The organism is Acinetobacter sp. LipI_15, from assembly GCF_058242865.1.
On sequence record NZ_JBZAYN010000001.1, the window covers coordinates 662874 to 676006 of the forward strand.

Sequence of the window (13133 nt, forward strand, 5' to 3'; positions counted from 1 at the left end):
AACAGAATGAAAAGGATTTTATTCATAAACGCGTTACTTGTACTGTCTGTGGTGCAAGTGTCGTATGCCTATGCCGGGGCGTTTCATACCATTATTGGGCCGGATGGGCGCCCAATGGTGGTACAAATACAAGAAAAAGCTGTAAAGAAACTCAAAGAAAGTTCTATAGCTAAAATGATTGATTCACCATCTGTACAGCAACACGTTACTCAACCATCTGTAAGCATTAGTCCGTCTCAAACCAAGACACCGATGACGCGTCAAACGAGTCCAACAGCACAGGCTGCTGAACCGGTGAAGTTTCAGAGTTTAAGTACACGTGAGCCGGAAAAACGGGATGATAATAAAGCTGTCACAGTCGATAAAATTAAAGAGGTCTCAGGTGATAACGTTCCCAAATCTGAAAAATCAGTACAAGAGTCAGGTACTTCAACAAAAGTTGTACCTTCAACCACATGGACCGAAAAGTTACAGCAATCAGAGCTAACCCAACCTAGTGCTCCGTATCAGGCCAAAGTTCAGGCTGAAAAAGATAAACCTATCGTCGAAAAAAAGATCCTTGCTGAGAAAGTTGTTAGCACTGATAAAGCCGTACAATCTTCAGGTGAAAACTTAGAAAATCATCCTTCAAAACAATCGGCTAAGGCAAAACAAGAACAAGGCTTTTCGACCATGGCTGGTGAAAAGTATGTCAATAATGAATATCTTGAAGATAAAGAGTTTAACTTAGAAGGCAAAAAGCGCTTTTACACCATGCCCGAAGGCGTTATTGACAGCAAGATGGGGCAAACGCGGATGCAAACGATTGAACGTGAAAAAGGTGTCAGTCGCTCCGTCATTGATAATTTATTTAAACGCAATCAACCCGAAGATACAGGGCCGATCACTTTGGCCACATCGTATTATCGAGTCTCACAAGCTGACACCATTCAAGGTTTAGGTCAGCAATGTTTTTCGAATAAAAAAATGAAGAAAGCCAAAGAGCTCGACTTGGCTCAAGATATTAATTTATGGCCTCGAGCACCATTGTCGGACGAATTTGACTACGAAGTCGTAAAACTAAAATCACCATTACAAAATATTCGTATACATTCATTTGCATCCAAAGTACAAAATCCTACATTTTATTGGCCATTTGCGGTATTTTTAGACAAAAATGGATGTGTCATGGAAGGCGCAGGTGGATTCAAAAATAACCAAGGTGAAGCGGATCATCTTTACCATGAAAAAATAGAAGGCGTGATTCAAGTGCCTAAAGGTAGCCAGTATTTATTCTTAACGCCTTTAGCAACAGCAATAGACGTCGATGGCCGCGTATTAACCAATCAAGGCCAACTTAAATTAACAGCAATCCGTTAAGGACATAAGAAAGAGAATTAGGATGAAAAATAAAATTTTATTACCGTTTGCTTTAACGGCATTGGTTGCAGCGCTCAGTGGCTGTGGCGGTGAAAGTGCAAATGTGAATCCTGAAATTTATGATACCAGTACGACTAATGGTACTTGTAAAAGTAATACCGAAGGCTGTGTCGAGTTTGTTTTAGATTATCCAATTGAAGGTCTGAACTTTAATTGTTCGAGCGACGTTAAAAATACCTATATTACCTTGTTTGATCTAAAAGAAGGTGTTTCGACAGGTGCTTGTAAGATTGGCGATACGGTAACTTTCTTTGTCCAAGGTGAAAAATCACGTCGAATTGATTTGGGTAAAGTGGATTTGAAGCAAATTTCAAATGTAGCCAGTGGCACGACACCCCCACGTTTGACCTTATTGGATTTGGCTGCCGGCATCGCGGGTAAACCTGCTGCAACGATTTCAAATAGCGACGCAACGGTTAAAGTGGCCATGCGTTTAGCCAAAATCATTCAAGCCTTGGCTTTGAAAAATAACAGCGCAGTTACAGCTACAGATATCCAAGCGGTTTATATCAACAATGCAGATAAAGTTTTGATTGATCAAATCACTCGAAATGTCGCGACAGCAGATTTCAGTATCAGTTCAGATACGGAATTTAATGACCTGTTTACACCTTGGCTAGACCTGTCCGAAGTCAGCAATGAAAATGCATTTACCTTAGTTTCAAAACTCATGAATATCTCAACGGCTGCGGTATATCAGCCTGAGTTTGCGTTATTTTCAACTGATGGCGTGATTACCAATGCCAGTGGTTCAAATGGACTGGTGGGCTGTGATAAAAATGAATGTTTGCCGACCGATAGTTCAAAAGTCAATTTATTTGGTCATTTCATGTTAATGACGGACCGCCAAGGTATGACCTTTGGTAGTGGTTTACAGTGGAAGGGCAAAGTAGATCAACAGTTGAGTACCATTGGTGGTGTGAATGTCTTGCTCCTGACGCAGGTACGACCAACACGTTTAACAGCAACGCCACAGGACAATTGGATTGATCCGCTTACCAAGCAAATTGATAAACCTGGCATTCTGGGTTTCCGTTTTGATGCAGAAGAAGCCAACTCTGGCCCGCTGATTATTAAACAAGGGACGCTACTTGCCGACAAAATGGTGGTCGGTACGGGTGGAAGTTTATATAAAACGTTAATGGCTAAAAAAGATGATTATGTTCTGACGGCCGATGATAAGAAAAAATTAGGCCTGTGGGAGCAAAACATTAACCAAGTGCAATTTAAAGGCACGATGGATTTATACAAGCTTTATCCGTTATCGTATTTAGACAAAAAAGTCTTTAAGTCTGTTGAAAATGTTGCTGCTGGACAAAATTATATCTTCCCGTTGTATGCAGATTTAACCTTTAAATTTACCGATACTTCGATTAAAACAGTGAAATTGGGTGTGGTGATTGACCGTAATGGTGATATTCGCACAAATATAAAATCTGGCGTGCCAGACGATGTATTTACTCGTCAAGATAGTCAAATTGTCGACTTGTCGACACACGCGACGGAAGGCTGTAGCGGAAAAGATGTGCTTGACCCACTGCTAATGAAAGATGATAAAGGTGTACAGCAATATCGTATCGGAACGACAACCCGTACCTTTACGCCTGAAGGAAATATTAATCCAAATACCATTTCGATTCGTATGATTTTAGCTGACCCATATTTCCATACGCTTGATGGCGCGCTGATTGGAATGAACTCAAGTGTGAAAACTTCAGCGGACACCTCAATGGTTGTGGGCGGTGCTTTAGTGCAGTTACACAATATGATTAACGCCAATGCAGGCACACGTCCCTCTGGCGTTGCTTTGACGGATTCGGATAATAAAGTGGTGAAGTGGGGGAATAGTTTGGCCAGCTTTAGTTATATTTATAGCTTAAAAAATCCAAACGATACTGCTGCGGCTCAAACGGCGAAGCTAAGCGGTGGTGATATTTCTTTAGATTTGGCCCCTTGTTACACCATCAAGGCTAAATAATCGTCAAATATGAGTAAAATAAAAAAGCCCATCAGTGATGGGCTTTGTTAATATTGAGAGCAGCAAATTAACCTGTGTGATCGAGTCGCGTACCAAGGGTTTCGAGATGCATTTCAAACTGACCTGTTTTGCGGTCAGCAAAATAATGTCGCAGCGTTCTTTCCACACTAGGAAAGGCTAAATCATCCCATGGAATTTCTTCTTCACTAAACAATCGTGATTCAATGGTTTCATCACCTGCACCAAATTCACCATTGATTAGTTCAGATTTGAACAAGGCATAAATTTGCCCAATACGGGGAATGTTATACATGCAATATAGTTGCTCAATGTTGACTTCTGCTTCGGCTTCTTCGCGAGTTTCACGCGCTGCACCTTGCTCCATTGTCTCATAGAGTTCCATATAGCCAGCGGGTAATGTCCATAGCCCATAACGTGGCTCAATCGCACGACGGCAAAGTAAAACTTGATTGTCCCAAACGGCTAAAGCACCACAAATGACTTTAGGATTCACATAATGAATAAACCCACATGCGGTACAAATACGGCGTATCTGATGATCTCCAAGCGGGATCGCTTCTTTTGTTTTTTGTCCGCAGTTTGAGCAAAAGTTCATATTCATCGTCATGGATTGTGTGAACCGTCAGAATAACTTAAAAATAAAACTTTGGCATCATTTCTAACCAGCTTGGCCGAAATTCAGCTATGATGAAAACAAGATAATTATAAGGATGTAATGTGGATGGATGAGGGTTTATTGACTCAGCGATTGCAGCAAAGTTTACGTTTTTCTAAGCGTATTCAACCTGCGCATGCTGCTGTATTGATTGCGATTACCCAAGAAGATAATCCACGTATTTTATTGACCCGCCGCTCGCTCTATATGAATAATCATGCCGGTGAAGTGTCCTTTCCCGGTGGCAAACGTGATGCCCAAGACACCAGTAATATCGTGGTGGCTTTAAGAGAAGCCCAAGAAGAAACAGCTCTAAATCCATTTGATGTGCAGCTTTTGGGTGATTTACCGATGCAAAAAGCTCGGAATGGGATGTTGGTTAAACCGATCGTAGGGTTGATCCCGCCTGATGTAAATTTGATACCTCAACCCACTGAAATTGACCGTATTTTTTTTGCATCATTAAGACAGCTTTTAGAAACACCGCCAACGCCATATGAAGTTCGTTTTGCCCAGCAATCGCTTTATTTTCCCAGTTTAAGAATCGAAAACGAAATCGTATGGGGCTTGACTGCACGGATGCTGATTTCCTTATTTCAATATGGTCTGAATTATCAAAAAGAATGGCCTTTTTTATTAAATTCTCCTTCATTTCATTTGGGCCGTGAGCCATAAATCATTTTTAGAAAGTCAAAATAGGATGTTTGATCATGTTGTACAAATTTCAAGGATATAGCCCGAAAGCCACGCATCAACCTTGGGATGGTTGGGTTGCAGAAAATGCAACGGTCATTGGGCAAGTTGAATTAGGCCGAGAAGTGAGTGTCTGGTTCGGAGCCGTCATCCGAGGTGACAATAGTCGTATCAAACTGGGTGATTTTACCAATGTACAAGAAAATGCGGTGCTGCATACCGATGCGGGCATTGAAACGATCATTGGTGATTATGTCACGATTGGGCATCAAGCCATGCTACATGGATGTACCGTAGGAGATAATAGTCTGATTGGAATCAATGCCGTGGTTCTAAATCATGCTGTGATTGGTAAAAATTGCATCATTGGTGCGAATGCTTTAATTCCAGAAGGGAAGGTGATTCCGGATAATTCTGTTGTGATGGGTTCACCGGGTAAAGTTGTTAAGACTTTAGATGAACAAGCGGAAGCACGTCTAAAAATGAGTGCCATGCACTATGCCGCTCATTTTAAACATTTTACTCAACTCGAAGTCGCTGAACTTTAGAACGCTATATATGGCAAGCAAAAGAGCCTCGACGTTTGTCGAGGCTTTTTTTATAGATTAAATACAGAAAGCGCTGTGTCTGAGGTGGAAAATCTCGCGAACTGCGATGGAGTGGAGTATCATATTCAACGTTTTTTAAGATTAACTTTAATTAAGGTTGCGCATGAAATTACTGGCATTGGAAACTGCCAATGAGCAGTGTTCCGTCTCGATTGTAGATGAAACTCAAGAGCTTTATTTTCAACTCGATTTACGGGCAAAAGCGCAGACGCAAACCATTCTCCCAATGATTGAGCAAGGGCTTAATCAAACTGCTATTGAGTTAGCGGATTTAAATGCAATTGCATTTAGTCGTGGGCCTGGCTCATTTAGTGGTGTTCGTATTAATGCAGCGGTAACACAGGCTTTGGCATGGGCCAATGACGTACCTGTTGTTCCAGTCTCGACTTTGCAAGCTTTGGCTCAAGCGGCGCATCGTCTACATGGTTTGACTGAAGTAACAGCACTCCTTGATGCTCGCATGCAAGAAGTGTATATCGCAAGCTATCAACTCGATGCCAATGGCATTATGCAGGCTGTTGATGAAGAACAATTATTAAGCTACGCAGATGCCACACCACAGATCAAATTTACTGTCGTGGGTTCTGGTAGTGAGCTCATTCAATCAGAACAAACACAATACAAAGACTTAAGTGCAACAGCACAAGATATTGCTACTATTGCCCGCGAAGCGGCGCAAAGAAAAGCATGGGTGAGTGCTGAACTTGCATTGCCCGTATATTTACGAGATAACGCCTGGAAGAAAATTTCAGAACAAGGCAAGCCATAATTAGGGTTATATATGGATCTTCTACTGCTGCTCAAAGCGGCAATCATGGGTATTGTTGAAGGTATTACAGAATTTTTACCGATTTCAAGTACAGGGCATTTAATTCTGGCTTCAGAATTAATGAACTTTTGGACCAAAGAAAAAAGTGATGTTTTCGTGATCGCAATTCAAATGGGTGCGATTGCGGCGGTGATTTATGAATACTGGGGCCGCCTGTGGGGCGCAGCAACCGGTATGGTGACTGGTGAAGAAAAAGGTCGCCGTTTAGGTTTTGGCTTAATTCTCGCTTCGATTCCAATCGTATTGATTGGTTTGACGTTTGGTCAGACGGTGAAAGAGCTGCTGTTCAATAACATTGCGATTGCTATGGGGTTGATTATCGGTGGTTTGATCATTATTTGGATCGAAAAAAATCCACCGCAAGTGCGTGCCAAAGAAGTAGAAGATTTAACCATTAAAGATGCGATTTGGATTGGTTTAATTCAAGTTTTGTCTTTAATTCCAGGGACTTCACGTTCAGGTGCGACTATTATTGGTGCCATGTTCTTAGGGGTTTCTCGTAAAGCAGCCACTGAGTTTTCATTCTTTTTGGGTATTCCGGTTATTGTCGGTGCAGGTTTGCTGGATTTATATCAAAGCTATGATGTATTTCAAGGCACTCAAGATTGGACTGTGATCGCCGTTGGTTTAATCGTTTCATTTGTCTCTGCATTGATTTTAATTCGTGCGCTTGTCGCTTATGTGGCAAAACGTGATTTCATGATTTTTGCGTGGTATCGAATTGTTTCAGGTTTATTGATTTTATTGTTCGCATTTACAGGCTGGAAATTATGGTAAGCGAAATCCGCTTATACACAGAACAAGAGTTTCATGAGAAAGCACAGCAGTATTCTGCTGTGCTTTCTTCACGTGGTGTATCTGTAAATATTGAATTGATTGAAAAATTAAACGCGCGTTTTTTACGTTTAAACTCTGAACTCAGTTTGTGTGTCGATGCAGATGGTTTGTGGTTAGCGGCCAATGGCATGAAGATGCAACCCGATTGGAAAGCAGAAGTGGGGCGTTTAAAGCGAGCATCCTTAAAGTCTGAGATGATTGCACGTGCGTGTAATTTGGCTGAAAAACCACAGCTTGTAGATGCAACCGCAGGGCTAGGGCATGATAGTTTATTGATGGCCCATTTGGGTGCGCATGTGACCCTTGTGGAACGTCATCCAATTTTATTTACCCTATTGGAAGACTCACATCAACGTGCGCAGCAAGATGCGTTTTTAAGTTCGGTTGTAGCTCGAATTGAATTGGTCTTTTCAGATTCGGCAGATTATTTGAAACATTTGTCGACGACCAATCAAATCTTTGACGTGGTTTATCTCGATCCGATGTTTCCGCAGCGAGATCAAAACCAGCAAGCCGTCAAAAAGCAAGCTCAGGTCAAAAAACAAATGCAATTATTGCATTTGCTGTTACCTGAAGATGGTGAGATGGATTTAGGTGATAATTTACTGGATTTAGCACAAAAAATTGCTAAACGTGTCGTGGTTAAACGTCCACGATTGGCGGTTTTTTTAGCGAATCAAGAGCCACAACATCAGTGGCAAGGTGATGCTTGTCGCTTTGATGCATATTTCCAACATGATCTTGTGACTTAAAATGATATTTGCTTCAATATTGTTCAAAGATTTGTTATATAGTTAAAAAATAGCATTGCTAAAAACGACATCAGGCATAAAATTATTTGTGCAATTAAGCGAGCCAAGGCCACCATCAGAACTCTATGATTGATTTCAAACCCTCCATCAATTTTTGGCATGATTTTAAAAGCAACCAAACTGCGGGGATGTGGTTATTTTTGGGGTCTCGTCGTTCTTTACAAATCGTTCGACCATCGATTTTACAATTGGTGTTTTGGGGGATTTTAGGTGGTTGTGCCAACAGTTTATTTAGTTGGCTCAGCACGGGGCGTATTGGCGAATTTAATGCCCAAGGTCTCATTAGCTACGCATTGTGGCCATTTATTGCTTTAATCGTGGGGATTTTCCTGTCACAACGTGTGAATAATCCACGGTTAATGTTGGTCCCAGCATTGCTTTGGTTGGTGCTTGATACGCACATCATGTTGTTTCAATGTTTGATTCAATATTTGGGAGATCTCGATTTTCTTCCATACTTCTTGTACGACTACATTCCAACGTTATTCATTATTCTATTTGTTTGGCAAAGTCTGGCTGTCGTTTGGGTATTTTCACGTGAGCTGAAATGGCCATGGTGGGAGCGAGCACTGATTATGGGTGCGACGCTATTTACTTTGGTCGTGTGGCAAGTCTCAGTCAAAGATCAGCCGATTTGGAAAGTAGAAGAAGTTCCACCAAGCTTTGCTGAAGATGCCTTCTATGCACAAAGCCGTTTGCTGAATAAGTCTTTAGACGCAGTGGAATATGGTGAGTTTGCCCAATCCCATTGGTACTTCTTAGGGGTGGCAGGTGCGAGTTATCAAGATGTCTTTAAACTGGAAATTGAACGGATTAAAGAACAGTTTGATACACGTTTTGGTACTTATGGACGTTCGGTTGAGCTTATCAATAACCCTGCAACGCGCACTGAAATTCCGCTGGCATCTAAAACCAGTATGGAGTTGGCGCTGCGTCGTATCGGTCAGCAGATGAACCGAGAAAGTGATGTCTTATTTTTATATATGACCTCACATGGTTTACCAAATGTCTTTGAAATGGAAAATGCACCTTTGGATTTGGCGCAAGTCGATCCTAAATGGTTAAAAGAAGCCTTGGATGCATCCGGAATTCGTTGGCGTGTGATTGTGATTTCTTCATGTTATTCAGGCAGTTTTATTCCAGCACTACAAAATGATAATACTTTAATCATTACTGCATCGGCAGCTGATCGACAGTCTTTTGGCTGTTCGAATGAAGCTGAATACACCTATTTTGGTCGTGCGTTCTTTGATCAGGCGATGCGTGAGCAGACCAGTATTCAAGCGGCATTTAATGAAACCAAAGCGACTGTAGCGAAATGGGAAGCAGCGCAAGGTTTCGAACCTTCTGAGCCACAGTGGTCGATGGGGAAAAACATGGCATTAATGTTGCCTCAATTAGAACAACGATTGTTCCCGCCGACGACTACTGCACCGGCTACGACGGTTACGCCTTAAAAGATCAAAAAAGTTTAGGATAAAGATCATGGAATTAGTACAACGAAATACTTGTTTTGCTGGTGAGCAGCGCATTTATCAATTGGATTCTTCAAGTCTAAAGACCGCGACAAAGTTTGGTATTTTTCTGCCAGAAGTAGCCTTACAAGGCCAAGCGTGTCCTGCATTGTTTTATTTGGCGGGATTAACCTGTACTGAAGAAACCTTTGCCATTAAAGCGCATGCTCAGCGTTTAGCTGCGCAGCTTGGCCTGATTTTAATCAGCCCTGATACTTCTCCACGTGGGGAACAGGTAGCACAAGGTGATCATTGGGATATTGGGCAAGGCGCAGGCTTTTATATTAATGCAACGGAACAACCGTGGGCCGAGCATTATCAAATGGAACGTTTTCTTACTGAAGAATTGTATTCGCTGGTACAGGCTGAATTTCCGGTACAAAAAGGTGCGATTGGCATATTCGGACATAGTATGGGCGGTCATGGGGCATTAACTTTAGCGTTGAAGCATCCTGACCTGTTTAAATCGGTTTCTGCTTTTGCACCGATTTGTGCGCCGAGTCAGTGTCCATGGGGCGAAAAAGCCTTTAATCAATATCTAGGTTCAGACCGACAGCAGTGGCTTCAGCACGATGCTACAGCTTTAGTGAAATCTAAAGGGGCTTTGTTTAAAGCCATTTTGATTGACCAAGGTATTGATGATCAATTTTATAGCCAGTTAAATCCGATGTTGTTTAAGCAAGCGTGTGAGCAAGTTGGGCAGCCACTCGAAGTGCGTGAACATGCAGGCTATGATCATGGTTATTATTTTATTCAAAGTTTTATGGATGATCATTTGCAATTTCACGCTGTCCAATTGCAAACAGTAGTTCATTAATTTAAAAGTCAGTGGTTAAAAAAATATTGAGGCACAGCTTGCTTTGATATACGTATAAATAAGGCATGGTGATGAGCATTGCCATGCAAATGAATAAATTCGACATACCAAAAAAAATAATTTAGGGTACTTATGCAAAATTCACAATTGGAAACGCCGCTTCCGCCAGAGCTGCCCGTGATGAATCCACCGAGTCTATTTGGTGAGACAGAACAGGCTGATGTTTTGGGGCGAAATTATCATTTTAGGTTTAAAGGTAATGCGTCTGAATATTTCGGTATTTGGATTGTGAATATCTTACTGACGATTGTCACGCTTGGACTTTATGCGCCTTGGGCAAAGGTCCGCCGTTTACGTTATTTTTACGGTAATACTTGGGTATTTCAGCGTCGTTTTGACTTTACCGGTTTGCCTACAAAAATTTTAGTTGGACGAATCATTGCGTTAGTGGTCTATGGTGGTTTCTCTTTTGCTATAAAGTATTCTTGGGAAGCTTTCTTAGCGGGCTTTGTCCTGATCTTCTTTGCGGTTCCTTGGCTCATTCGATCTACGATTCGTTTCCGTGCTCGCAACAGTAAGTTTAGTAATAGCCGATTCTTTTTTTCAGGGACAAATAAAAGCGCATATTGGTGCTTTGTCAAATGTCTTACGGTGGTTGTCTTTACCCTTGGATTGTTTACACCAGTTGCGGTCTGGCTATATAAACGTGAATGTCTGAATCATTTGTATCTGGGGCAGTTGAAATTTAATCTGAATAATACGTGGGGCGATTATATGCGCGCCATGTATGTGCCTTTATTTCTGTTTATGGGCTTTGGTGCATTGCTGGCAGTAATCTTTGCAATACTGTTTGGTAGTTCAGATGGTTTAAATGACGCATCTTATGTCTTCATTATTTTTGGTATGTATTTGATTGGCTATATGTTTATTTGGCCACTCACAGCTGCACGTATTTTTATTACCACTTGGAATAACACCACGTTGAGCCGCAGTCAGTTTCATACGGACTGTAATCAATGGCGCTATGCATGGATTGTCTTGAGTAATTGGTTGGCTAAAGTGATTAGCCTCGGTTTACTGACACCATGGGCAGTTGTGCGACTATATAAATATCAGACGGAATCTTTGCATTTAATGTTGGTCGATGATCCTGACCAATTACAAAATCAAATGCAGCAAGATCACAATGCAATTGCTGAAGAATTATCCGATATTTTTGACCTAGATATTTCCTTATAACACAGGTGAATTACATGAAAACATCAGTAGTGAATGCAACCTATTATGATGGGAAAGTGTCAAAACCCTTTGTTGCTCAAATCAGCGCAGATGGGGAACATGCCGTGATTGTGCGTTATGGTCAAGACCTAGAACAAACGCAGCATTACACCTATCAAGATATGACGCTGATTGGAGCGTTAGGTGATATTCAGCCAGTGATCGAGTTAAAGGACGATGCTCGTTTAGAGTTTCATCAACCCTTGCCGGAGTGGTTTAATCTCGATGTGAAGTCGCGTTGGCATTCGATTTGGAAATTAGAGCGTTCACCTTCTCTAATCATTTTTAGTGTGATTTTTGTGGTGGCTTTTGCTTTTGTCTTGATTAAATGGGGCATACCTGCGGCGTCACATGTGGTGGCCAATCAACTGCCTGAGACCGCTTTAACGAGTTGGGGCGATCAGGCGGAAAAATATATTATCGATATGACTGAACCCACAAAATTGCCACAAGCACGCCAAGACAAACTGAAACAAGAATATCAACAATTGGTGGCTGAAAATCGTCCTGCGAAGTTGTTATTCCGCGGTGGTGGTAGCATCGGTGCAAATGCATTGGCGATACCCAATAACACCATTATCGTGACAGATGAGTTGGTTAAATTAGCGAAAAATGATTATGAGCTCATAGGTGTGCTTGCACATGAGCAGGGGCATTTAGTTCAACGCCATAGTTTGCAGCAAAGTTTGTCAGGTTTAGGCATCAGTATTATTTTGTTGATGATTACAGGGGATGGCTCTGACATTCTCACCAGTTTGCCAGTGGCTGCGGTGGGTGCGAGTTACTCACGAGACTTTGAATCAGAAGCAGATTTATATGCCTTAAAACAACTTTCAAAACATCAAATTCCAACGGCACATTTTGCAAACTTCTTACAACGTATGGAAGATGAAGCTGATGGTGAAACAGCAAAAGAGAAAGGTACAAGGGATGAAACTGCCAAAGATCAGAGATCTTGGACAGACTTCTTTGAGTCACATCCAGCGACGAAAGCTCGTATTGATGCAGTTAGAAATTATCAATCACATCAGCATTGAGTGAAAGGCTTTGACAATATGGCGACGTAGACTACGGTTCGCGTTGCCATGTTGCACTGAGTTCTTCTTGTCCCATGCGGATTAAATGATCTAAAACCACATGTTCCAATTGATCTAGATTTGCACTTGGATCTTGGGCTGAAATTACTACATCTAAAAATGCAGCTTGTGGTAGAAGGCTGACCTCTGCGGAGGGTAGTTGAATCTTGAATGCAGTATTTTCTCCAATGATCTGTTCATTGACTTCAAATTTATGTTTCCAATGATTAACTAAGCGCTTAGCAACACGTGCTGCTTGGGCGGTGGTGATGTGTGTTGAACTTTTCATAGATGCAATTTTATTATTAAGTCGTCAGTCCTTTAACTTAGCAAAGTACATAGATGCCCGTTAAGTCTAAAAATGCAACGCTGTGTTTCTACCGCAGTGGTCTTTATTCATATTAATCACTGATGTTACGCACGCAAAAAATAATTTTGCATTTTTAAAATGATATTTAAGTCAATTCGACGGAGTCTTACATCTAGGGCTTAAATAAAGGGATTAGCCTTCGGCTGGAGGTACTCTTACGAAACGATGTTTCTCATTAGGCAAAATGAGAAGCGAAGCTTCGCAACGAAACCATCTTGCAGAGCAA

At 41.5% G+C, this 13133-nt stretch carries 13 protein-coding genes; 11 read left to right on the forward strand and 2 right to left on the reverse strand.

Annotated features, from left to right (window positions below):
* Positions 1-6: 6 nt before the first annotated feature.
* Both filE and filF read left to right on the forward strand, forming a co-directional pair.
* A complete protein-coding gene (gene filE, locus AC4CU0_RS03200; RefSeq protein WP_490742449.1) occupies positions 7-1359 on the forward strand; it encodes a putative pilus assembly protein FilE in 1353 nt (450 codons plus the stop codon).
* A 22-nt stretch (positions 1360-1381) separates the two neighbouring features.
* Positions 1382-3397, forward strand: coding sequence for a putative pilus system protein FilF (filF, locus tag AC4CU0_RS03205; protein ID WP_490742450.1), 2016 nt, complete (start codon positions 1382-1384; stop codon positions 3395-3397).
* Between the two features lie 67 nt (positions 3398-3464).
* On the opposite strand, the gene AC4CU0_RS03210 is transcribed toward filF, so the two are convergent.
* Positions 3465-4013: an NUDIX hydrolase gene (locus AC4CU0_RS03210; protein ID WP_180009934.1), complete on the reverse strand. Its 549-nt coding sequence runs from the start codon at positions 4011-4013 to the stop codon at positions 3465-3467.
* Positions 4014-4139: 126 nt separating this feature from the next.
* Between AC4CU0_RS03210 and AC4CU0_RS03215 the strand changes: the two genes are divergently transcribed.
* From AC4CU0_RS03215 to AC4CU0_RS03255, 9 genes are all read left to right on the forward strand, one after another.
* On the forward strand, positions 4140-4748 hold the full coding sequence (locus tag AC4CU0_RS03215; RefSeq protein WP_078192365.1) for an NUDIX hydrolase: 609 nt from the start codon (positions 4140-4142) through the stop codon (positions 4746-4748).
* A gap of 35 nt (positions 4749-4783) precedes the next feature.
* Positions 4784-5314 (forward strand): gamma carbonic anhydrase family protein, encoded by a 531-nt coding sequence (locus AC4CU0_RS03220; protein ID WP_490742451.1) that lies wholly within the window; start codon positions 4784-4786, stop codon positions 5312-5314.
* A 163-nt stretch (positions 5315-5477) separates the two neighbouring features.
* Entirely contained in the window at positions 5478-6143 is a 666-nt protein-coding gene (gene tsaB / locus AC4CU0_RS03225) for a tRNA (adenosine(37)-N6)-threonylcarbamoyltransferase complex dimerization subunit type 1 TsaB (RefSeq protein WP_490742452.1), read from the forward strand.
* 12 nt (positions 6144-6155) lie between these two features.
* Positions 6156-6980: an undecaprenyl-diphosphate phosphatase gene (locus AC4CU0_RS03230; protein ID WP_078191179.1), complete on the forward strand. Its 825-nt coding sequence runs from the start codon at positions 6156-6158 to the stop codon at positions 6978-6980.
* On the forward strand, positions 6974-7792 hold the full coding sequence (locus tag AC4CU0_RS03235) for a class I SAM-dependent methyltransferase (protein ID WP_218945800.1): 819 nt from the start codon (positions 6974-6976) through the stop codon (positions 7790-7792). Before AC4CU0_RS03230 ends, AC4CU0_RS03235 begins: the two co-directional genes overlap by 7 nt.
* Positions 7793-7917: 125 nt before the next feature.
* Positions 7918-9309 carry a C13 family peptidase gene (locus tag AC4CU0_RS03240; protein WP_168378508.1) on the forward strand — a complete coding sequence of 464 codons (1392 nt, stop codon included), beginning with the start codon at positions 7918-7920 and terminating at the stop codon, positions 9307-9309.
* A gap of 28 nt (positions 9310-9337) precedes the next feature.
* Positions 9338-10183 (forward strand): S-formylglutathione hydrolase, encoded by an 846-nt coding sequence (gene fghA, locus AC4CU0_RS03245; protein ID WP_180189951.1) that lies wholly within the window; start codon positions 9338-9340, stop codon positions 10181-10183.
* Between the two features lie 132 nt (positions 10184-10315).
* Positions 10316-11422: a YjgN family protein gene (locus AC4CU0_RS03250; RefSeq protein ID WP_490742453.1), complete on the forward strand. Its 1107-nt coding sequence runs from the start codon at positions 10316-10318 to the stop codon at positions 11420-11422.
* Positions 11423-11436: 14 nt separating this feature from the next.
* A complete protein-coding gene (locus AC4CU0_RS03255; protein WP_180021427.1) occupies positions 11437-12498 on the forward strand; it encodes a M48 family metallopeptidase in 1062 nt (353 codons plus the stop codon).
* A 31-nt stretch (positions 12499-12529) separates the two neighbouring features.
* Here AC4CU0_RS03255 and AC4CU0_RS03260 read toward each other — a convergent pair whose 3' ends face one another.
* Positions 12530-12826 (reverse strand): DUF2218 domain-containing protein, encoded by a 297-nt coding sequence (locus AC4CU0_RS03260; protein WP_078191173.1) that lies wholly within the window; start codon positions 12824-12826, stop codon positions 12530-12532.
* Positions 12827-13133: the final 307 nt, after the last annotated feature.